This is a genomic window from Burkholderia sp. PAMC 26561 (assembly GCF_001557535.2).
In the GTDB taxonomy this organism is placed as follows: domain Bacteria; phylum Pseudomonadota; class Gammaproteobacteria; order Burkholderiales; family Burkholderiaceae; genus Caballeronia.
The window spans coordinates 549,860-569,673 of record NZ_CP014307.1 but is presented as its reverse complement, the minus strand read 5'-3'; the positions used below and the strand labels follow the sequence as shown (position 1 = coordinate 569,673).

The following is a 19,814-nucleotide window of genomic DNA, read 5'->3' as shown; positions in this document are numbered from 1 at the left end:
TCTTCAGCGGCCCGTTCCTGTTTCAGCTAAACGCTCAGAACTTGTGGCGGATACCCACGCGTCCAGCGATCTGGTTGTCCGTACCGCGGCCCGACGTGCCGAAGTAGCTCGTGCTCGAACCAATCTGCGCCTGCACGCCGGTTCCGTTGTTCGAACCCGACGCGTGTTGATAAATGCCCAGCACGTAGACATCGGTACGCTTGGAGAGCGCGTAATCCACGCTTGCATCGACTTGTTGCCACTTGCCTTGAGCCGCGTCCGTCAGCTTCATGTACGTGTAGCCGAGGCTCGCCGTTGCAGCTGGCGTGAACGCATACTTGGCACCCGCTTCATACGTATTGAACTTGGAAGTAGCTCCGCTGATCGCTTCGAAGCGCGTGTTGGTCCACAACGCGAAGAGGGTCGCAGCAGCGATCTTGTAGTTCGCGCCAATGCCGAACGTGCGCAGGTCCTTTGAGCCACCCGTCGCCACGTTTGCAATGCTCGTGCTGAACGCCGGGGTGGAGGAAGCCGGGAAGTGAATGTCCGTGTAAGCCGCGCCAACGCTGAACGGGCCGTTCGCGTAGTTCAGGCCGAAGCTGTATGCACGCGATGAACCTTGCGTGGTCACGCCGGCCGTCGTGGTCGTGGGCGAGCCCGAGAATGCACCTGCAGCGTTCGAGAAGCCGTACAGGCCACCGAACGTCACGCCGTAGAAGTTGGCGCTGCTGAACTTGATCGAGTTGTTGATACGGCTCGACGTCAACTGGTCCACGTCATTGATGTGATACGCGTAGTTGCCTGCAACCGTCTGGCCGCCAATGGAATAAGCGCCGCCCAGGTAATCAGTCGAGAACGAGTACTGGCGGCCGAGTGTCACCGAGCCCACGTCCGACTTCGAAATACCCACGTAAGCCTGACGGCCGAATTCCGCGCCGCCCTGACCGAGCGTGCCGTTACCGCTGTTGAAGCCGCTTTCCAACGTGAAGATGGCCTTCAGTCCGCCGCCCAGGTCTTCAGCACCACGCAGGCCCCAGCGGCTGCCTTGCGATACGCCGTCGTCGTACTTGAAAATCTTCGAGCTGCCGGTGCCGGCGGTGCTGTGGTTAGCGTAGCTGATACCGGCATCGATCAAACCATACAGCGTGACGCTGCTTTGAGCTTGCGCAGGTGCGGCCGATGCGGCAAACGCAGCGAGTGCGGCGATGGCGAGCAGTGATTTACGGTTCAAGACATTCTCCGTGAGCGTGGGTGGTAGCGTGATGGGTCTGGTGCAACAAGTGCGTGGATACGCGGGACTCTGACGGTCCGCTGACTTGCGACGGGCGGACTTTACGGGAGGCGTATGTAAGGTCTATGACAGTTGTAATGAAACGACGGCCACGCTGCACATGCCGCTGCTGTGCTATGGGAAAGGTTCGCGCGAGATGCCGGCGATGTATTACTGGAGGGGAAGGGGAAGTGATGCGATGAGCGCCGCGAGCGAATGGGTATCGTCGCGGCGCCTGCGGCGTGTCAGCCTTTCGAAGAGACTTCGCCGCTTGGGGAGAACGGCCGCGGTTTTGCTTGCTCTTGCGCCACCTTCGCGGGGATCACGGCGCTCGCCGGTTGCGAATCATCCACCGAAGTCCGTCCGCCATCCGCGAAGAACGCCTGCTCCGCCGCCTTGTTCAACACGAGAATGCTGATGCGCCGGTTGGTGGGTTCGTCGGCGACGGCCTTGTTGAGCGGCAGCACATCGGCCAGGCCGCGTACCTGCAGTATCTTGCCTTCGCTCATGCCGCCTGCGATCAGCGAGCGGCGCGCGGCGTTCGCGCGTTCGCTCGACAGCTCCCAGTTCGAGTAACCCGCCTGGCCGCCGGAGTAGGGCACGGCGTCGGTGTGACCTGCAATCGATACCCGGTTGTCCACGTCGTTCATGGATGCCCCGATCTGCGCGAGGATCACGCCCACATAGCTTTCGAGCTTCGAGCTGCCCGATGCAAACATCGGACGCTTGAGCGAATCGACGATCTCGATGCGCAATCCCTCGCTCGTGATATCGATACGAATCTGGTCCTTGAATGCACGCAGCGCCGGCGTATTGTCGATCAGCGCCGTGAGTTTCTCTTTCAGTTGCTTGAGGCGGCGCGCGTCGTCCTCCGCGGCAATGCGCGCGGGGGTCTTGGGCATCGGCTGGGCCTGGCTCTTGGTCGCTTCGCCCGGACGTGAACTCGACAGGTCGCGGCCGCCGCCGTTGATCACGCTCGAGCGCGCAGCGCCACTGCCGTCCTTGCCGCCAAAGAGCGTGGAGAGCGGAGCGTTGAAGTAATCCTCGATGCCCTGCTTGTCGTACTTCGATGTCGAACCGAGCAGCCACATCAGCAGGAAGAACGCCATCATGGCCGTGACGAAGTCGGCGTAGGCAATCTTCCACGCGCCGCCATGATGCGCCCCGTGTCCGGACTTCTTCTTGCGGCGTACCACGATGGTCGGCGCAAGCACCGACTGCAGGGGATCGCGGGATGGTTTTTCAGCCATGTTCGTTACCCGTGGTGTCTGAATGCATGCAATGCATCAGGCCGACTTCGGCGATTTGGTGGCGCGGACGGCTTCATCGAGTTCCTTGAAGCTCGGGCGGTCAGCCGTGAGGAGCACCTTGCGGCCGAACTCCACGGCAATGGCGGGCGCATAACCGTTCATCGATGCAAGCAGTACCGACTTCACGCACTGGAACGGCTTGGACTCCGCCTGTCCCTTTGCCGCGAGCAGATCGGCAAGCGGTCCGAAGAAACCGTACGCGAGCAGGATGCCAAGGAACGTGCCGACGAGTGCGCCGGCAATCATCTCGCCCAGGATGGCAGGCGCAGCGCCGACAGAGCCCATGGTATGAACCACGCCCATCACGGCCGCAACAATGCCGAATGCGGGCAGGCCGTCGGCCATCTTCTGGATCGCGCCGGATGCCACCGATGCCTCCGCATGATGCGTCTCGAGCTCTTCATCCATGAGGTCCTGCATCTCGAGCGCGTTGACGTTGCCGCTCGACATCATGCGCAAATAATCGACGATGAACTCCAGCAGATGGTGATCGTTGAGCACGTGTTCGTACTTCATGAAGGTCGGGCTTTTTTCCGGCGCTTCCACATCGACTTCGAGCGCCATCATCCCTTCCTTGCGCGCCTTTTGAAGCAGCTCATAAAGCAGCGCGATCAATTGCACGTACTTTTCTTTCGAGTATCCGCCGCCCTTGAACGCAGTCGGGATGCTCTTGAGCGTCTTCTTGAGTGTCGCGGGAGGGTTTGATACGACGAATGCCCCGATGGCCGCACCGAAGATGCAGAGCAGCTCGAAGGGCTGAACGAGCGCTGCCAGATGACCGCCAACCCCCATGAAACTCCCGATTACCGAGCCGATGACCAACACCCATCCAATAACGACAAACATGCTCTCTCCGCGTAAATGTGTGCTTCGATTGAATGAAGCTGTCATAGAACTTAACGGCAAGCGGGCTCTCACATTTAGGGTAGATGCGAGGAATCTTTTCTTACCGACTTACGCAAGTCAGCAAAATTTACTCTGGCAAACATGCATTTTTTGCATCGAGGATGAACGTTTCGTGGACGACGCATGGACGTTCGAATTGACGCCAAAAACGGTCACTGTTCGTTCCATTGAATCGTTTAACGCAACCGTACAGTCTCGCCACGGGGAATGCCCCGGCTACTTACGGAGAAGGTGCGGTGAAGACAGTCCTGAGCGCGGCGGCGGCCGCCATGATCGCCATGCTGGCAACGCAGACGACCCAAGCGCAAGAGGTCTATATACAAGGCGGAACGCTGGGCGGCGGTGTCGGCGCCGCCTACTCGCTGAACTCCTGGGCGGGCGTCCATGCTGAAATGGAAGGCCTCGGTTTTTCGCATTCGTTCAATGTCGACGGCGCCAAATACAGCGGGCATCTGAGCCTGATTCAAGGCGGCCTTTATCTCGACCTGTTTCCGTTTGCGAATAGCGGTTTTCGCGTGACGGGCGGTGCGCTCATCAATGGCGACGAACTGAAGGCGCATGCGGTACCTGACGCACAAGGCAACTTCAAGATCGGTGACGATACGGTTCCTGCCGTTGCGGGCGCGCCATCGGCCACGGTGCGGCTGCCGAGCGTCATGCCGTATCTTGGCGTGGGGTATGGGCACAAACCGGTATCGAAGGGCTTTGGTTTCATGGCCGACCTTGGCGTGGCATATGGCCGCCCGCACGTGTCGTACTTCGTGCCGGAGGTGTACAGTTTGCTCACCACGCAGGCGAATATCGATCAGGAAAAGCAGGACATTACGAATCGCGTCGAGAAATATCGCTGGTATCCGGTCGTGCAGATCGGCGTGACTTATCGTTTCTAAGATACAGACTTACCCACAGGGGTTGAACCTCCCGCCCGGCTCACGCTCAATAGTAAGAAAGACGCGCGCCAGGCGGGTTGGCATGGATGATGCGTCCCCTTCTAAGGACTTACCGTTCCTTTACCAGAGGCGAACCTTCAATATGATTCAAACCTTTGAGCAAACCATTGACGGACAGCCGATGCAATTTTGCGCAAGCATCGCAGACGGCGGCAGCCCGCAGCGCGTGATCATCAGCCGTGCCGATTCGGCGAAATCGCTGGTGATCGTCGAGGCGTCCGGGATCATCAGCGCAATCAAGGCTGAGGTCGAGGCGCCCGAATCTTTTGTAGCCGATGCCGTGCGCAAGGCCCAGGCCGACGGGCTGATAGAGAAAGCGCTCAAATCCGGCGACGTATTGACCACGACGCTATGATCACTTGCTTCGAATCTTGAACTGAAGAAATGCCCGGACGCGTTTTTCGCGTGCCGGGCATTTTTTATACGGCGGCATCCTGGGATTTAAAGGCGCGGAGAGCCGTTGTTGGGGTCAGCGGGAACGAGCGGTGTCGCGGAATCAGGGCCGTCGGGGAGATCAGGATCGTCCGGATTCGGCGGCGCATCGGGATCGAGCAGTTCGTCGGCGTCGGGTTCTATCGGCAGTTGCGTCGGATCTATGGGCGTGGACATGGTTCGATACCTCCAGCGGCCTGCGGACCGCGCGTTGCACGAGAGGTGCTCCAGACAATTCGCAACCCACGTTCCCGGCGCGTAGGATGCACCGCTAGCGATGGTTTTTCTTTTTGTTCTCCACTACGCGCCAGGCCATCGCGGCGGCCAACAACAGCATCGCGATCGATATTGCCGCCGAGAGCCTGACCCCCATCACGATCTGCGCAGTCTCGGCCGACGCCGCATGACTTGCCAAAGCGCCGAAAATCGCCACGCCGATCGCGCCGGCCGCTTGCCGCGCCGTGTTGAGCACTGCCGACGCCGTGCCTGCGCGTCTGGAGTCCACCGTTCCGAGCATCGCGGTGGTCATGGCGGGAACAGCGAGTCCCATGCCTGTCGGTATCAGCAGGAACGGCAGCAGCAACACGGCAACGGGCGTGCGGGCATCGACAAAACAAAGTGCCGCGAAGCCGGCGGCATCGATCAATGCGCCGATGATCATTGGCAACCGCGAACCGAAGCGCGCCACGACCGGGCCGGCCGCGAGATTCGATAACAGGAAACCTCCGGTCAGCGGCAGGAATGCGAGCCCAGCGTGAAGCGGCGAGAGACCCAGCACGCGCTGCAAATACAGGCTCAGCACGAACACCGTGCCGTAGTAAGTCAGGTTCACGCAGATGCCAAACCCGATCGCCGAATTGAACGTGCGGTCGCGAAAGAGCGCCGGCGGCAGCATGGGCGCCCGGGCACGCCGTTCCACCACAACAAGCCCTGTTCCGGTCAGCAACGCCAGCACCATCCCGCCGATAACGACCGGATGCGCGATTCCCAGCGGCCGAAGCTCGATCATCGCGCCGACGAAAGACGTGAGCGCAACGATCGCCAGCACTTGCCCCGGCAGGTCGACGCCCCGGCCTTTTTGCGCGGTTTTTTGATCGGCGATCCATGCGCAGGTCGCGGCAATGCCGACCAGGCACAGCGGCACGTTGACCCAGAAGATGCTGCGCCAGCCGAACGCCGCGATGAGCGCGCCGCCGACCACCGGCCCCGCCGCGATCGATACTGCGCCCGCCGCCGTCCACAGGCTCACGGCGCGCGCCCGCAAGCCGTCGTCGTGGCCGCAGGACTGGTTGAGCAGCACGAGCGAGTTCGGCAGCATGGCGGCGGCGCCCACACCCTGCAACGCGCGGGCGGCGATGAGCTGGCTGGCATCGGCTGCAAATCCGCATGCCGCCGACGCCAGTCCGAACAGCGCCAGTCCTGCCACGAACAGCCGCCGCGCGCCGAAGCGGTCGCCCAGCACGCCCGCTGAAAGCATCAGCGCCGCGAAGGCGAGCGCGTAGGCGTCCACGGTCCATTGCAGGCTCGCGACGCTCGCGTGCAAGTCGCGTCCCATGCTCGCTAGCGCCACGTTGACGATGGTGACATCGAGTTGAGAGACCACGAAGCCCATGCTTGCCGTGGTGACGATCAGCGCCTGACGTGTGCTCAGTCCAGCGCGTGCGGAGTGAAGGTTCGAGTTCATGTGACCCAGCTTAACGAGCTGGAACGCACGACGTTTCCGTGAATCCTGAAATGTGCGTGCAAGGTTTTTGCATCACGCCCTGTTGCTTTCGTGCATCCCGATATGTGGTCCCGACCGCACGCCGGCGAAACGCCGTTTCGCCTGAAGCAGGCACGAGTCGGCACAAGCAGTGACCTCCCGCGACATATTGAAAGCATTTGTGACCGTGTTGTCCGGGAGTTTGGGAGTTGTCCGATAGAACAAGGTGGTGCCGCTCCGCAAAATTCGCGCGTTCAAAGCGGTCTTGTGAAGCTTCACGAGACCTTCTGCGATGCCTTCGATCCATCAAGCCGAAGTCATCGTGCGCAGCGTCACCGGCATCGTCATCATGCGTATCGCAATCCTGCAGTCCGATCCCCAGCACCGTTATGTCGTCGGCGAAATCGTCGAGCGGCTCGGCCATGTATGCATTCCCTTCAGCGACGGCCTGGCGATGTCGAAGTCGCTGTCGCGCTCGACCGTCGACATGCTGATCCTCGACTGGCATTCCTCCGGCTTGTCCGGCCTGGACCTGGTCAAGTCGATGCGCTCTGGCATTGGCGAACGCGTTCCCGTCATGTTCGCTTCCGCCGACGGCGGCGAGAGCAACATCGTGCGCGCGCTGACCGCCGGCGCCGATGACTTCGTCACGCACCCGGTGCGCAGCGCCGAATTCGGCGCGCGGATCGAGGCGTTGCTGCGGCGCGCTTATCCGGCGAACTCGGCGGCCGTCACCGAACTCGGTCCGTACCGGTTCGATTCACGCCAGCAAAGCGTGACGGTGCGCGGCCAGCCGGTGCAGTTGAGCGGCACGCAGTTCCGGCTCGCATTGCTGTTCTTCTCGAACATCGGCCGCGTGCTGTCGCGCGACCACATTTTCGCCATGGTCTGGGGACGCGAGTTCCGCGAAAGCACGCGTACCATCGACAGCCATGTATCGCGCCTGCGGCTTGCGTTGAGCATCGAGCCGATCAACCATTTCCGCCTGCAGCCGGTGTACAAGAGCGGATATCGCCTGCTGCATCTTTATGGCGATGAAGAAGCCACGCAGCAAATGTTGCAAGAGGAAGCGGCCGCTTGAGGTTCGTTTGTGGAACTTGGAAAAAGCCGTCATTGGAAAAATGACGGCTTTTTAAATGGGCCAAACGGTTAACCGGTTCATATCGATTGCAAAACGCTGCGGCGTGCCGGGTTTCATCTGCGGGTCATCGGTGGGGATGTCAAATGCAGCGCCCCGGATCTTCAGTCGCGCGTAGCGCTCGCCGCGACGCAATTCGATGCTTTCCACAATGCCCTCGAACGCGCCCGTTTGATCTCGTGTGATCGCCGACGCCGGAAGTCGCCACATGACGTTGCGTCCCATTGCGCTATCTTGCGCAATGCTCAAACGTAACGATCCACCCAGTTCGACCACGCCCGGTTCAACGAGCACGCCTTGTCCGACGTTGTGCAGACCCAGCAATTGCGCCGCGCGCAGCGTTGCCGGCCGCTCGAACACGTCGCTCACGGAACCCGCCTGAAGCACGCGGCCTTGTTCGATCAGGAGGACTTCATCGGCGAGAAGGGCAGCTTCATCGGGATCATGCGTAACGATCACCGTCACCGCCGATATCTCCTTTTGCAGCTCGCGTAGGGACCGCTGAAGACGCCGGCGGCGCGGGGTATCGAGGGCGGCGAAGGGTTCATCGAAGAGCAGAAGCTGACTGTGTTGCGTCAGCGCGCGAGCAAGCGCCACGCGTTGGCGCTGACCGAACGACAGCTCCTGCGGCAAGCGTTGAAGCAGGCTTGAAAGTCCAAGCTGCTCGACCCATTGCCGCGCGCTGGCGGCATCTGCGCTCAAGGGAAACGCGAGTTGCTGCGCGACCGTCATGTGCGGAAAGAGGCCATAGTCTTGTGGCATATAACCAATCTTGCGTGCCTCGGGCGGAAGGCCCGTCAACGACGCATCTCCCAGCGACACCATCGCTGTTTGTCCGGTTTCAAGTCCGGCGATGAGGCGCAAGGTCATCGACTTGCCTGAACCCGACGTTCCGATGATCGCAAGACGCCGTGTTTGCGGCGCCCATTTGATATCGAGATCGAAGCTGCCCAACTGTTTTTTCAATACGATGCTCAAACGGCGGTCGTCGGTATCGATTGCGGCATGTGATTGTGAAAGGTCATTGGTATCGTCTGCATTGACGAATTCCACGCTCGACGTAACGCGCCCGTTGCGGCTATAGATCGACAGTGCCGCGCACACAATGGCGATTGCAAGCGTAGGCAAAAGCAACGGCATCATGGCGGGCAGGCCCTGTCCGCCGAAGACCACGTACGTATACACCGGCAGCGAATACGGGTGATACGCGACCATCACGGTCGCCCCGAATTCTCCGAACGCGCGCAACCAAGCAAGTGCAAGACCGGCGCTGATCGCGGGCCAGGCAACCGGCAGCGTCACGCGAAAAAAGCGGCTGCCCGCGCGATGACCGAGCGTTGCGGCCACGTCTTCGAACATGGGGTCGACGGCGGCAAACGCCGAGCGTGCCGCAATGATCAGAAACGGCGCGGCGACAAACGTCTCCGCCAGCACGATGCCCGCAAACGAGTCGGTCAGCTTGCCGCCGGTCAGTTGCCCGACCCAGCTATAGGGGCCGAGCAAAAACAGCAGCAATACGCCACTGGTCAGCGGCGGCAACGCAAGCGGCAACTGCACGATAAAACCAAGCAACGCCGAACGCTTCGAAGCGGATCGTGCGAGCAGATACCCCAACGGCACGCCGCCGATCAGGATGACAAGCGACGCGACGCTCGCGCTTCCCGCCGATACCGCGACTGCCGAAAGCGTCGAGCGCCAGTCGACACCCTGCCAGTCCGCCGCGCCGATCTGCGGAATGCTGGCGAGGAACGGCGCGCATAGATAGACCGCGAGCAGCGCTGCGAGCCACGACAAAGGTCGCGCAGCGGCGCGCCTCATTGCGTCGCGTCGATCACAGCCTGGAGCGACGGCGGCATGGCCTGCGCGTTACCCGTGACAGCGGGCTTGATGACATCGACGCCATGTTCCTTCAGCAACTCGCGTCCCTTTGCACTCAGCAGGAAGTCGACGAAACGCGTGGCGCCTGTTGAATTCGGCGCGTCGCCCAGGATGGCGAGCGTGTAGCTCGCCTTGGCCTGCAATTCAGGCGCGGGACGAATGGATGGAATCTTCAGGTCCGACGTTTCGGTTGAATAGAAGAAACCTGCATCGAGTTGTCCGGATTGCAGACGTCCGACAAGCGCTTCTTCAGGCAAGACCTGCTCCGGATTCTCAGCGGCGCCAAGGGTGTTCTCGACCAGATCAGGCTGGTGATAAAGGCCGGCCGCCTTCGTCACCATCTCGACCGTGAACGCGCCCTTCGGATCCAGCTTGGGATCGGTGCGGCCAATCTTGATGCCCGGTTCCTGCAGAACCTGATCCCAGCGCTTGGTCTTGAATTCGCCCGCGAACTTGCTGCGCGGGTTATAGCCGATCATTAACGGCGATTCGGCGAAGGTCACATACCACGCGACATGATCGCCATTGGCCGCGCCCATCAAACCCGTGTTGACCTTCGGGCTTGCGCTGATGAACACATCACCGCGACGCAGTTTGCCCTTGATCTCGTTGGCAATCTTGTTTGAACCCGCCGCGTAGCCCTGGAAATGAAGACCGGTTTCCTTCTCGAACGCAGGACCGACACTGCGCTCCATCAGGTTCACGAGCGAGCCTGCATACAGGACGTTGACGACGTTGTCGTCGGCTACTGCGGTGTGCGCGAACATCGCGCCGGCCATCACTGCAACAGACACCATTGCCTTACGGATCATCTTGTTCTCCACGGTTTTCCGATTCTGGTTGAAAGGTACCAAGGGGTAATAAAGGGCGTAATAAAGGGCGCTATATTACGCTGAGACATACGGAGTTCGCTAACCCGATCATCACGTCGAAAGGCGGTTTTTCGCGGCAATTTGACTCGCGTCCGCCCTGTTGCGCAGGTAAACTTCTGGCTTGCCTGCGAACCGGCAATCACACTACAACGTGCGTTCTTGCCTTGCGGCCGTTCATGCCCGCCTGAGGACGCCGCAACCGGAGATAAAAATGCGTACAAGCGCCCGAAATCAATTCGTGGGTGAAGTGGTGGATGTCAAACACGGCGCCGTGAACGACGAAATCGTGCTGCGCGCCAACGACGGCCTCGAGATTGTCTCGGTGATTACGCATGGCAGTGCGACGTCCCTGGGTCTTGCGGCCGGAAAGGCTGCGTTTGCGTTGGTCAAGGCGTCGTCGGTCATCGTGATGGTCGACGTGGCCAACAGCCAGACGTCGGCGCGAAACGGCTTTGCCGGTACGATCTCGGCGGTCACGCCGGGCGCCGTGAATACGGAAGTCGTCATTACCGTAGCGGGCGGCGCGCAGATCGCGGCGATCGTCACGAATGAAAGTGCTCAACGTCTTGCGCTCGCGACCGGCAAGGTGGCTACGGCGATCTTCAAGGCGTCGAGCGTGATCATCGGCGTGGATGACTAAGTCAGATCAGTTAGTGGCAGCGGCCTGGTTCAGCGGAATGATCCTCAAAATGCTGGCGCCGTTTGCTCCTTTTGCACGGTCCACGACGTAAAGCGAACGGTGCAATGGGTCGATTGCCACACCGCGCGCATCGTCGAAACCGTTTGCGACTTCAGTCACCGTGTTGTCAGGCGTGATCCGGCATACCGCGGTTGCGTTGCATTTTGTGTAGAGCGCACCGCTTGTATCAATGGCAAGCAGATCCGGACCGTTGATCTTCACCACTTGCGTCTTGAGGCCGCCCGCTTGCGAATGATCCAGCAATCCGGCAAGGCTGGTCTTGAGAATCATGTTGTTCCCCTGGTCCGAAATCGATACCGCATCGCCTCGCACGACAATTCCCACAGGTTTCGCCAACCCGGACAGCACGTTGTGTTCGGATGCCGCGTGCGTGGATTCGTCGTAAGTGATCAGGCTTACGCCGCCCGTTGCGGGCGCGCTCCCCTCCTTGACGAACCATGTTGAAAGCAATCTTCCCGGGCCGATAACGGCCAGTCCCAATCGGCGCCGTGCGGGATCGATCCCCGAAAGCATTGCCACTGATTTGTTCGCGCCGACCTCCATTACGGCGCCGGACGTGCCGAAACCGAAGCGTTCTATCAGCAGTGTGCCCTTGGTCGAGAACGTCACCTGACTGAGCGCATTGGATTGTCCCGCGATTGGCGCAATGACTGCAAACGGCACAAAGGTCTTGCCATCCGTCGATACAAGCACGCTGTTGGTTTTATCGTCGGTTATGAAAATGCGGCCATCGGCTTGAGCAATAGCAATGCCGTTAGGGCGCGCATCGAGCGTTATTTGCTGAGGCGCGCTTGCGATTTGCGCAGACCCGCAACCCGCAAGCGATAACGCCACCGACGCCGACAACGCACAGAAAGCGATGCGCGGAAGGCTCACAAAACGCGCGGTCAGATATGAAAAATCCATGTTGGTTCTCGTTGCGACGGGGCACTTAATATAACGCTTAAGTCCCGGTTGTTCCCGGCCGCACGCCGCATATGCGAAAAGCGGTATGTCCAACATGGTTCACGCGCATGTCAGCATCGCTTTTCGACGTCGTAATATTCACGTGGATATAATGACGTAGCAGTTGTCTGCAACCGGTCCCTGGAGGACACAAGATGAGTGATGCCAACGCTCAGGCACTCGTAGTCGAGGACGCCAAGACTGTCATTTCGCTGGAGGGCGATTTCCTGCGTCCCTTGACGGTCGACCTCGCAGAATTCAGGGAACAACCTGCGGTTGTCTCCGATCCCTTCGACCTTCGCTGCTATACGACCAACCGTTTTATTCGAAGCGTGGATACGTACCGTGGCGTGCTGTTGAAGGATCTGATTCTGAGAGCGGGCTTGCAACCCGAGCCGGCAGGACAATTCAAGCGAACAGTTTTTATCGCCGTGGCGCAGGACGGGTACGCCGTGATTTTCTCGTGGCACGAGTTGTTCAATACGCCCGTAGGAGAGCGCGTGATCGTGGCTTATGAGTGTGGTGGCCGGACGATCACCAGCGAGGAGGGCGCGCCTATATTATTTTCCGGCGCGGATATTCTTCCAGCGCCGCGTCATGTAAAGCGGCTTGCGCGAATCGTGGCCCGCGTATTGACGGTCTAGACCACACTAAGCATTTGACTGCGAGCGCCGCGTGCAGCGCTCGCCTTCAATGCTTAATCAGAACTTGTGGCGCAAGCCGATACGAACCGCTACCTGGTTGTTCGCGCCCGTCCCCGAGTTGCCGAGGAAGCTGGAACTCGAACCAATTTCCGCCTGCACCGGAACGTTACGGCCATTGACCGTGTTGCTGCCAGACGCCTTCTGGTAAGCCACGATTCCGTAGACATCGGTACGCTTTGAGAACGCGTAGTCCAGCACGCTGTTGACCTGATGCCACTTGCCTTCGAAGTGGTCATCGAGCTTCGAGAACGTGTAGCCCAGGCCGGCGCTCAATGCTGGCGTGAATGCGTACTTTCCGCCCAGTTCATAGTTGTTCAGCTTCGACTCTGCGCCGGTGATCGGCTCGAACCTGGTGTGGGTCCAGAGGCCCCAGACCGTGCCGGCGCCAATCGTGTAGCGCGCGCCGACGCCAAAGGTTTCGAGGTCACGCAAGCCGCCCGTGTTCACGTTGGCGATGCTTACGCTGAATGCAGGCGTGGCGCCATTCGGGAAGCGGATGTTCGTGTAGGCTGCGCCAATGCCGAACGGGCCTTGCGCATAGTTCACACCCGCGCTGACCGTGCTCGACGAACCTTGCGTGGTCGTGGTGCCGGCGGTCGTGGTCGGCGAACCGGCGAACGATCCCGCCTGGTTCGAGAAGCCGTACAAGGCGCCGAAGGTCAGGCCCGAGAAACCGGCGCTGCTGAACTTGATCGAGTTGTTGATACGGCTGGACGTGAGCTGGTCCAGGTCGTTGATGTGGTATGCGTAGTTGCCGGCGGGCGTCTGGCCGCCCATTGAATAGTTGCCGCCGAGGTAATCGGTCGAAAACGAATACTGACGGCCGAGCGTCACCGAGCCAATCCCTTTCTTCGCTATGCCCACATACGCCTGACGGCCGAACAGCGCCCCGCCCTGACCCAGGGTGCCGTCGCCGGAGCTGAAGCCGCTTTCCAACGTGAAGATGGCTTGCAGGCCGCCACCCAGGTCTTCTGCACCGCGCAGGCCCCAGCGGCTTCCTTGGGCAACGCCGTCGCCATAGCGGATCAAATGGTCGTGTCCGGTGGCCGTTGCTGCATTGCTGACATAGCTCACACCGGCGTCGATCAAACCATAAAGCGTCACGCTGCTTTGTGCATGTGCGACTACGCCGAACGTACTCAATGCGGCCGCCGCCACGATCTTCATTTTCATTGATCTTTCCTGGTTTTGTATTAGGTCGATGCTGCTAAGGTGTGCAGCGATCAGGCTTTTATTGCAGGTGTATTTCGATTGCGAAATATCGACCGGAATATAACGATACGTCAGCATTTGGTAAACGTGATTTTCGAATTTGTATGGTTCCTGACACAATGGCTTGACGACATCTGCGGCGTGGCATACTGGTCGCCCACGCGGTTCGACTCATGCTTGATGCTCATCAATGGCACGTCCTGGCCCAATGCACAGAACCCGCGCTGACCTGATTGCGGCGTCGGCAAATCCGCATTCCTCTGACACCGTTTTATTCGCCACGCTGCTTTGTGCGCACGATGAACGGCATCTGCTGGGGTTATCGCGCGAGCAAACGGCTTGGCTCTACACACGGCATTTCGGTGGGCTGGCGGCACCCATTGCCAAGGTAGGGATTCAATCAGAAGAGAACGCGGCGTTCGTTGAAACGCTTAGCCGTTTTTTGCTAAGTCATAGTGCCGATTCCGCCGATACGACGAACGCGCAGTGTGTAGCGACGATCATCGCGCATGCGTGCTTGCGGCCCGATCATTTATGGCGTGACCTGGGCCTTGGCGGGCGTGATGAAGTCACTGCAATGCTTGGCCGATATTTTCCAGCGCTCGCAATGCGCAATACCGACGGAACGCGATGGAAGAAATTCCTGGCTCGAGAACTCGCGCTGTCGATGGGCATGGCGCCGCAACCCGCACCCGGATGTCCCGACTGCGAAGATTTCGGCTTTTGTTTTGGTCCCGGGACATAGCGCGGGGGACATCTCGTCCAGCCGGCCTGCACAAGCCTCGGTCCGCGTTGCTCGTGTATGCTTTCGCGCATGGCCAAATCCACGAAAGCCCCGACCCCATCCGCATCGAATCAACCCGAGGTGCGTTTTCGCATGCGCATCCGGCAGGCGGATGCCGTTGCGATCGGACCGGGGAAAATCGATCTGCTCGAAGCCGTGCGGGAACACGGTTCCATTTCGGCCGCTGCGCGAAGTCTGAACATGTCATACAGGCGGGCGTGGCTGCTTATCGATGAGTTGAACCGGACGCTGAAGACGCCGGCGACGTCGTCGGAGACAGGTGGCTCGTCAGGTGGCGGGTGTGTGCTGACGCCGGTCGGCGAAAAGATCGTGCGGTTGTATCGGGAGATTGAAGAAGAAGCGGCAAGGAGTTGCTCGCCGCAGATTTCCGCGCTGACCCGGATGATGAAGCGCTAAGATTCGATTGCGCCGGCTTAGCCGTGCCGCAGGCAAAAGTGCGAGGCCGGGGGTTGCGAAGCTGTGCGCCTTAGCCGCGCCATCAATTCCATGAAGCTCGCGACGCTCGCGGTTCTCACCGGATGGTAATCGACTTGATGCCGATCACACACGCGCTTAAGCAGATTCATGGAATCGTGATCGATGCAATCCACCGGAAATACCACGATATCCGCACGTGGCAACGCAGCGGCAAACATGCCCTTGCGATCCTCTATGCCGCCGTCGTGCACGACAAAATCCCCGCCTGCCGATTCGACCAGTTGCCTCAGCGCGGCGTTCGATCCCGGCCGGCCACCTACATACACCACGCGCTTGCCTGCGAGATTTTCGAGGTCCGCACTGCGCGATCCTGCTTTATCTCCCTGGGTGAGCATCGCTTGCTCGAGCGCGCTGCATTCGGCCTGCACGATGTTGAGCGTAGCAATGGTGTCGTCAAGGCGCGCGCTCAACGTACGTGCATGGTTCTGCTCGTTGATCGCGCGCCGTTCCGCGGCTTCCCGGCGGCTGGTGTGAATTGCCAGGCGCTCGTCGCGAGCATTGAGCGCGTCGCGAAGCATCAGGACTTCAGCTTCGAGACTGCCCTCCGATATATCCGGCGCACGCTGCGCCTTCGCCGACATCTCCGCGAGTTGTCCGGTCAGCTCACGTATGGTTGCATCGCGCTCGGTGCCGAGTTCAAGCAGCTTGCCTTGCTGACGCTCGATCTTGTCCTTGAGCGCCGCATTTTCTTCCTCTAACGCGACCAACCGGCGAATGTCGGCGCGGTTAGCCGCGCCGACCAAATGCGACAGCATATGCAGGTCGCCGAACGCAACCTGCCGCACGCTCATGACGGCTTGCGGATGCGTCATCAGCGCCCAGTATGCGGGCGGGATGTCGCCGCTTTTGAGCGCTTCTTTCCACAGCGTCAACAATGCTTCAGGACTTTTGGCCGTTTCAAAGCGCCGCACCGCGCCCGAATAACGCGCATCGAGTGCCTTTTGCAAGGCCTTGGCGCCCTGGCCGCCTTCTATGGCGAGTTCCACCGCCGCATGATGAATTTCCAGGTCGCTTGCGTGCTGCTTGTCGAGATCGGTGAATTTGGGAACGAGCTTCCTGAGTTCACTCGTGCTCAGGCAGGTTCCAATAATCGAGCAATGCAGGTGCGAATCCAGGTCCACCAGCCGCGCGCGACGGTTCGCGCTGCGAAGCTCCGCCTCGGAGGGCGCGCAGCATGCATCGGCCGATAGACGCTTGTAAGCGCCCGCGCTGCTGGCGAATTCACTCGAGGGCGCACGGGCGAGGCCCGTCAGGGCGGAGCGGAAAGGGGGAACGGATTGCACATTCACCTCGAAACGATCTGAATTTCAAGCGGCAGGACATTAAAGCTGCACAAAACGGCACAAGGATTGTCCGGCGCATGGATACCGAAATATACCATCGAATATAACGGAGTAAATTCGAACCCCTGTGCCGGGCTTGCCGCTAGACGGATGCGCCGGTATTGGCGCGGTCGCGATAATGCTGCTCCAGCACGTGCTCGACGCATAGGCCAACGAAGGTCGCGTCCAGCCGTTGAAAGCCGCGCGCAACGCGCTGCAAACCCTCGGTTCCGCTTCCCGGCGTGACCTGGAAGACCAGGTCACGTTGTTGTTCCGCCGAGCGCGCCGTGTCTATGGCAAGGCGCAGATCATCGATCCGCACGAAACCCAGAGCGCGCGCGTGATCATAGAGCGACGTCAAGAGTTCGCCCAGCGACTGTCCGGTAGTCGCCTCGAGCGAGCGCGCATCGCCCAGCAAATCTTCGAGCATCAATACAAAACGGGCGACGCTTGCATGAAGGTTCCGGAACGCATCGACAACTTCGCGGATCGCTGCCGTATGTTCGGGATCGCGCGCGGTGTTGAGCGGCGTGATTGCGCCCGACAAACCAGACGCGATTGAAGTCGACGCTGCGATGCGAGGTGTACTTGCCTGCTGCCCGGACATCGGGAACTCCTTGTAATGCTTTCAATAGCTGTTTTCGGCTGCCGTGTGGACAATCTCCGGCGTAAGCGAATAGTACCGTGATATACATGAGAATATAACGAACGCGACAATTCTGCGTTGCTCGGTGGTTTTTCCGGCGCTTGGAGGAGGAGGGCGACGCGTGGAATGGCTTCGTGATGAAGCCGGATCGATGTGCGACTGGCGCGGAGAAAATGTCAGGCAAGCGCTGGATCTTGCCCGACCGCAAAACGTATTTGCGAGTTGGCTTTAGTAAGCCGGCAAGACCGGGCGTGTCTCGATCGAATGCCTGATCAACGACTCGACCTGGCGCCGTTCGTCGCCTGCCAGCGGCAAGCGCGGCGGGCGGACTGGTTCGGTGCCAAGGCCGACCATCGCTTCGGCAAGCTTGATGTTCTGCACGAGCTTAGTGGAGACATCGAGCGCGAGCATGGGCGCGAACCAGCGGTAGATCGTGCGCGCTTCGTCCAGGCGGCCGGCTTTAAGCAGCTTGAAAATGGCGACGGTCTCCTGCGGAAATGCGCAGACGAGCCCCGCGACCCAACCATGCGCGCCCATCAGGACGGCTTCCATTGCGAGGTTATCGACGCCACAAAAGAGCGCGTATCGATCGCCGACCACATTGATAAGGTCGGTGAACCGCCGCACGTCCCCGGCCGATTCCTTGATTGCGACGAACTTCTTTTCGTCCGCGAGCTCGGCGAACATGTCGGGCGTCACGTCCACGCCGTATGCAAGCGGGTTGTTGTAGACCATGATCGGCAGCGGGCTTGCGCTCGCAACCACACGATAATGATTCAGCGTCTCGCGACGATCCGATACATAACGCAGCCCCGGCAAGACCATATAACCCGCGGCGCCGTGCTTCACGCCGAGTTCGGCCTGACGGCAGCCGTCGAGCGTGCTGTTCTCCGCGATGGTCAGCAGCACGGGCACGCGGCCCTGGGCGGCATTGACGGCGATGTCGAGCACGTCCAGCTTTTCGTCGAGCGAGAGCGTGGACGCTTCCCCCAGCGACCCGCAGACAATGATGCCGTCTACGCCTGCGCTGATCTGCGCTTCGATATTCTTACCGGTCCACTCGCGGTCTATGCTGAAATCCGCATTGAACTTGGTTGTAACGGCCGGCATGACGCCTTCCCAGATATGTGCCACGGCAGTGCTCCTGACAATAGTGAATGGAATAGAGTCTAAGCATTGCTGGACGGTTGGTCTTGCATCAGTCACGCAGGCTGGATGCCGATTTCGGCATAGCGAATTTCCTGGCTATGCCGCAAGACACCGCAATCAGACAAGCGCCGCGGCACTAGCCTGACTATGCTGAAATCGGCATTGAACGTGCCTAGTGCCACCAAGACGCAACGCGCCCCGATTCCTACGATGACAGCATGAAAACCCTGAACTTCATCGACTCGCATACCGGTGGCGAACCGACGCGCCTTGTCATATCCGGAGGCCCGGATCTTGGCACCGGGACGCTGACCCGTCGCCTCGACAATTTGCGCGAACAGCACGACGACTGGCGCGCAGGCGTCGTCACTGAGCCGCGCGGTTCTGACGTCATCGTGGGCGCGTTGTTGTGCGAGCCGGATGATCCCGAGTGCGCGGCGGCGGTCATCTTTTTCAATAACGTCGGTTACCTCGGCATGTGTGGTCACGGGACCATAGGACTCGTCGTATCGCTCGCTCATCTCGGGAGGATCCAGGCGGGATTGCACAAGATCCAGACGCCGGCAGGCGTCGTGGAAGCAACGCTCAATGAAGACGGCAGCGTGAGCGTTCGCAACGTCCCTGCATACCGGTATCGACATGCGATCACCGTCGATGTCCCCGGTCACGGAACGCTCACCGGCGACGTCGCCTGGGGTGGCAACTGGTTTTTCCTCGCGGCGGACCATGGTCAGGAACTCGCCACAAGCAACATCGGGCGTCTGACCGTGTTCACGGATGCCGTGCGCGATGCGCTGCAGGCGCAGGACATTACCGGCGCACACGGCGCGCTGATCGATCACATCGAATTGTTTGCGGACTCGCCGCATGAGGGTATCGACAGCCGCAACTTCGTCCTGTGCCCGGGCAGCGCTTACGATCGTTCGCCGTGCGGCACCGGCACAAGCGCAAAAATTTCGTGTCTTGCGGACGACGGCAAGCTTGCCGAGGGCGAGATATGGCGCCAGGAAAGTATTATCGGCAGCGTGTTCGATGCCAGTTATCAGCGCGCCCACGTTGAAGGTAAAACCGTGGTGATTCCGGTCATTACCGGCCGCGCGCACATCATGGCGGAAGGCCGCCTGTGTTTCGAAAGTTCCGATCCGTTCGCCCGGGGAATCAAGGCCCTATGAGCGGTGGCTTCGAACCGCCTGCGGTCATCACCAATTTTGGCGCGTGCGCGCCGCCTCTATAATCGGGCGCAGCGCAGTGCGCTCGAGGTCGATCAGTGGCCGATAAGCGCCACTCGCGGACATCGACGACGCCAGCGAGACGCGAATGATCACTACGACGGACCGTCCGGCGCCGCGCGCGCATGAACCCAGGAGCAGCCAGGCTGGCCCGCAGGCGGCGCTGCAAACTCCTGCGGGTGCGTCGA

20 protein-coding genes are annotated in these 19,814 nt (G+C 60.3%); 8 read left to right on the top strand and 12 right to left on the bottom strand.

Going from position 1 to position 19,814, the window contains the following annotated elements:
- Nucleotides 1-34: 34 nt before the first annotated feature.
- The 3 genes from AXG89_RS18235 to motA all read right to left on the bottom strand — a co-directional run bounded on the left by AXG89_RS18235 (nucleotide 35) and on the right by motA (nucleotide 3,405).
- The gene (locus AXG89_RS18235) at nucleotides 35-1,210 is read right to left on the bottom strand and encodes a porin (protein WP_062003269.1); all 1,176 of its coding nucleotides are present in this window, start codon (nucleotides 1,208-1,210) and stop codon (nucleotides 35-37) included.
- A 284-nt stretch (nucleotides 1,211-1,494) separates the two neighbouring features.
- Nucleotides 1,495-2,499, bottom strand: a complete 1,005-nt coding sequence (gene motB, locus AXG89_RS18230; RefSeq protein WP_062003268.1) for a flagellar motor protein MotB — start codon at nucleotides 2,497-2,499, stop codon at nucleotides 1,495-1,497.
- Between the two features lie 36 nt (nucleotides 2,500-2,535).
- The gene (gene motA, locus AXG89_RS18225; RefSeq protein WP_062003267.1) at nucleotides 2,536-3,405 is read right to left on the bottom strand and encodes a flagellar motor stator protein MotA; all 870 of its coding nucleotides are present in this window, start codon (nucleotides 3,403-3,405) and stop codon (nucleotides 2,536-2,538) included.
- A 296-nt stretch (nucleotides 3,406-3,701) separates the two neighbouring features.
- Between motA and AXG89_RS18220 the strand changes: the two genes are divergently transcribed.
- Together AXG89_RS18220 and AXG89_RS18215 are read left to right on the top strand one after the other, a co-directional pair.
- Nucleotides 3,702-4,355, top strand: a complete 654-nt coding sequence (locus tag AXG89_RS18220; RefSeq protein ID WP_236873462.1) for a hypothetical protein — start codon at nucleotides 3,702-3,704, stop codon at nucleotides 4,353-4,355.
- Nucleotides 4,356-4,497: 142 nt separating this feature from the next.
- Nucleotides 4,498-4,770, top strand: coding sequence for a hypothetical protein (locus AXG89_RS18215; protein ID WP_062003266.1), 273 nt, complete (start codon nucleotides 4,498-4,500; stop codon nucleotides 4,768-4,770).
- Between the two features lie 86 nt (nucleotides 4,771-4,856).
- Here the strand turns inward: AXG89_RS18215 and AXG89_RS42180 are convergent, their stop codons facing one another.
- Together AXG89_RS42180 and AXG89_RS18210 are read right to left on the bottom strand one after the other, a co-directional pair.
- Entirely contained in the window at nucleotides 4,857-5,024 is a 168-nt protein-coding gene (locus AXG89_RS42180; RefSeq protein ID WP_155524353.1) for a hypothetical protein, read from the bottom strand.
- 94 nt (nucleotides 5,025-5,118) lie between these two features.
- Nucleotides 5,119-6,531 (bottom strand): MFS transporter, encoded by a 1,413-nt coding sequence (locus AXG89_RS18210; RefSeq protein ID WP_062171429.1) that lies wholly within the window; start codon nucleotides 6,529-6,531, stop codon nucleotides 5,119-5,121.
- A 367-nt stretch (nucleotides 6,532-6,898) separates the two neighbouring features.
- Between AXG89_RS18210 and AXG89_RS18205 the strand changes: the two genes are divergently transcribed.
- On the top strand, nucleotides 6,899-7,630 hold the full coding sequence (locus AXG89_RS18205; RefSeq protein ID WP_062003727.1) for a response regulator transcription factor: 732 nt from the start codon (nucleotides 6,899-6,901) through the stop codon (nucleotides 7,628-7,630).
- A gap of 51 nt (nucleotides 7,631-7,681) precedes the next feature.
- Here the strand turns inward: AXG89_RS18205 and AXG89_RS18200 are convergent, their stop codons facing one another.
- Nucleotides 7,682-9,505 carry an ABC transporter ATP-binding protein/permease gene (locus AXG89_RS18200; RefSeq protein WP_062171427.1) on the bottom strand — a complete coding sequence of 608 codons (1,824 nt, stop codon included), beginning with the start codon at nucleotides 9,503-9,505 and terminating at the stop codon, nucleotides 7,682-7,684.
- Nucleotides 9,502-10,377, bottom strand: a complete 876-nt coding sequence (locus tag AXG89_RS18195; protein ID WP_062171425.1) for an extracellular solute-binding protein — start codon at nucleotides 10,375-10,377, stop codon at nucleotides 9,502-9,504. Before AXG89_RS18195 ends, AXG89_RS18200 begins: the two co-directional genes overlap by 4 nt.
- 271 nt (nucleotides 10,378-10,648) lie before the next feature.
- On the opposite strand from AXG89_RS18195, the gene AXG89_RS18190 reads away from it, so the two are divergent.
- A complete protein-coding gene (locus AXG89_RS18190) occupies nucleotides 10,649-11,077 on the top strand; it encodes a TOBE domain-containing protein (protein WP_062171423.1) in 429 nt (142 codons plus the stop codon).
- A 6-nt stretch (nucleotides 11,078-11,083) separates the two neighbouring features.
- Here AXG89_RS18190 and AXG89_RS18185 read toward each other — a convergent pair whose 3' ends face one another.
- Nucleotides 11,084-12,043, bottom strand: coding sequence for a hypothetical protein (locus AXG89_RS18185; RefSeq protein WP_062171421.1), 960 nt, complete (start codon nucleotides 12,041-12,043; stop codon nucleotides 11,084-11,086).
- 194 nt (nucleotides 12,044-12,237) lie between these two features.
- Between AXG89_RS18185 and AXG89_RS18180 the strand changes: the two genes are divergently transcribed.
- The gene (locus AXG89_RS18180; RefSeq protein WP_062171418.1) at nucleotides 12,238-12,726 is read left to right on the top strand and encodes a molybdopterin-dependent oxidoreductase; all 489 of its coding nucleotides are present in this window, start codon (nucleotides 12,238-12,240) and stop codon (nucleotides 12,724-12,726) included.
- Nucleotides 12,727-12,783: 57 nt separating this feature from the next.
- On the opposite strand, the gene AXG89_RS18175 is transcribed toward AXG89_RS18180, so the two are convergent.
- Complete coding sequence (locus AXG89_RS18175) at nucleotides 12,784-13,959, bottom strand: porin (RefSeq protein WP_062172578.1); 1,176 nt, start codon at nucleotides 13,957-13,959, stop codon at nucleotides 12,784-12,786.
- 247 nt (nucleotides 13,960-14,206) lie between these two features.
- On the opposite strand from AXG89_RS18175, the gene AXG89_RS18170 reads away from it, so the two are divergent.
- A complete protein-coding gene (locus AXG89_RS18170; RefSeq protein WP_236873461.1) occupies nucleotides 14,207-14,743 on the top strand; it encodes a nitrogen fixation protein NifQ in 537 nt (178 codons plus the stop codon).
- Between the two features lie 132 nt (nucleotides 14,744-14,875).
- Nucleotides 14,876-15,199 carry a winged helix-turn-helix domain-containing protein gene (locus AXG89_RS18165; RefSeq protein WP_197672690.1) on the top strand — a complete coding sequence of 108 codons (324 nt, stop codon included), beginning with the start codon at nucleotides 14,876-14,878 and terminating at the stop codon, nucleotides 15,197-15,199.
- A 17-nt stretch (nucleotides 15,200-15,216) separates the two neighbouring features.
- Here AXG89_RS18165 and AXG89_RS18160 read toward each other — a convergent pair whose 3' ends face one another.
- The 3 genes from AXG89_RS18160 to AXG89_RS18150 all read right to left on the bottom strand — a co-directional run bounded on the left by AXG89_RS18160 (nucleotide 15,217) and on the right by AXG89_RS18150 (nucleotide 18,382).
- Nucleotides 15,217-16,563: a DUF2325 domain-containing protein gene (locus tag AXG89_RS18160; RefSeq protein ID WP_075358227.1), complete on the bottom strand. Its 1,347-nt coding sequence runs from the start codon at nucleotides 16,561-16,563 to the stop codon at nucleotides 15,217-15,219.
- A gap of 142 nt (nucleotides 16,564-16,705) precedes the next feature.
- Nucleotides 16,706-17,209, bottom strand: coding sequence for a hypothetical protein (locus tag AXG89_RS18155; protein ID WP_062171414.1), 504 nt, complete (start codon nucleotides 17,207-17,209; stop codon nucleotides 16,706-16,708).
- A gap of 267 nt (nucleotides 17,210-17,476) precedes the next feature.
- Nucleotides 17,477-18,382, bottom strand: coding sequence for a dihydrodipicolinate synthase family protein (locus tag AXG89_RS18150; protein ID WP_062171412.1), 906 nt, complete (start codon nucleotides 18,380-18,382; stop codon nucleotides 17,477-17,479).
- A gap of 233 nt (nucleotides 18,383-18,615) precedes the next feature.
- On the opposite strand from AXG89_RS18150, the gene AXG89_RS18145 reads away from it, so the two are divergent.
- Nucleotides 18,616-19,569, top strand: coding sequence for a 4-hydroxyproline epimerase (locus AXG89_RS18145; protein ID WP_062171411.1), 954 nt, complete (start codon nucleotides 18,616-18,618; stop codon nucleotides 19,567-19,569).
- Nucleotides 19,570-19,814 lie beyond the last annotated feature (245 nt).

Excerpts from the sequence above, each read along its gene's own strand:
- motB (WP_062003268.1), bottom strand. The coding sequence starts at position 2,499 with ATGGCTGAAAAACCATCCCGCGATCCCCTGCAGTCGGTGCTTGCGCCG.
- motA (WP_062003267.1), bottom strand. The coding sequence starts at position 3,405 with ATGTTTGTCGTTATTGGATGGGTGTTGGTCATCGGCTCGGTAATCGGG.
- AXG89_RS18215 (WP_062003266.1), top strand. The coding sequence starts at position 4,498 with ATGATTCAAACCTTTGAGCAAACCATTGACGGACAGCCGATGCAATTT.
- AXG89_RS42180 (WP_155524353.1), bottom strand. The coding sequence starts at position 5,024 with ATGTCCACGCCCATAGATCCGACGCAACTGCCGATAGAACCCGACGCC.
- AXG89_RS18210 (WP_062171429.1), bottom strand. The coding sequence starts at position 6,531 with ATGAACTCGAACCTTCACTCCGCACGCGCTGGACTGAGCACACGTCAG.
- AXG89_RS18205 (WP_062003727.1), top strand. The coding sequence starts at position 6,899 with ATGCGTATCGCAATCCTGCAGTCCGATCCCCAGCACCGTTATGTCGTC.
- AXG89_RS18200 (WP_062171427.1), bottom strand. The coding sequence starts at position 9,505 with ATGAGGCGCGCCGCTGCGCGACCTTTGTCGTGGCTCGCAGCGCTGCTC.
- AXG89_RS18195 (WP_062171425.1), bottom strand. The coding sequence starts at position 10,377 with ATGATCCGTAAGGCAATGGTGTCTGTTGCAGTGATGGCCGGCGCGATG.
- AXG89_RS18190 (WP_062171423.1), top strand. The coding sequence starts at position 10,649 with ATGCGTACAAGCGCCCGAAATCAATTCGTGGGTGAAGTGGTGGATGTC.
- AXG89_RS18185 (WP_062171421.1), bottom strand. The coding sequence starts at position 12,043 with ATGGATTTTTCATATCTGACCGCGCGTTTTGTGAGCCTTCCGCGCATC.
- AXG89_RS18180 (WP_062171418.1), top strand. The coding sequence starts at position 12,238 with ATGAGTGATGCCAACGCTCAGGCACTCGTAGTCGAGGACGCCAAGACT.
- AXG89_RS18175 (WP_062172578.1), bottom strand. The coding sequence starts at position 13,959 with ATGAAAATGAAGATCGTGGCGGCGGCCGCATTGAGTACGTTCGGCGTA.
- AXG89_RS18170 (WP_236873461.1), top strand. The coding sequence starts at position 14,207 with ATGCACAGAACCCGCGCTGACCTGATTGCGGCGTCGGCAAATCCGCAT.
- AXG89_RS18165 (WP_197672690.1), top strand. The coding sequence starts at position 14,876 with ATGCGCATCCGGCAGGCGGATGCCGTTGCGATCGGACCGGGGAAAATC.
- AXG89_RS18155 (WP_062171414.1), bottom strand. The coding sequence starts at position 17,209 with ATGTCCGGGCAGCAGGCAAGTACACCTCGCATCGCAGCGTCGACTTCA.
- AXG89_RS18145 (WP_062171411.1), top strand. The coding sequence starts at position 18,616 with ATGAAAACCCTGAACTTCATCGACTCGCATACCGGTGGCGAACCGACG.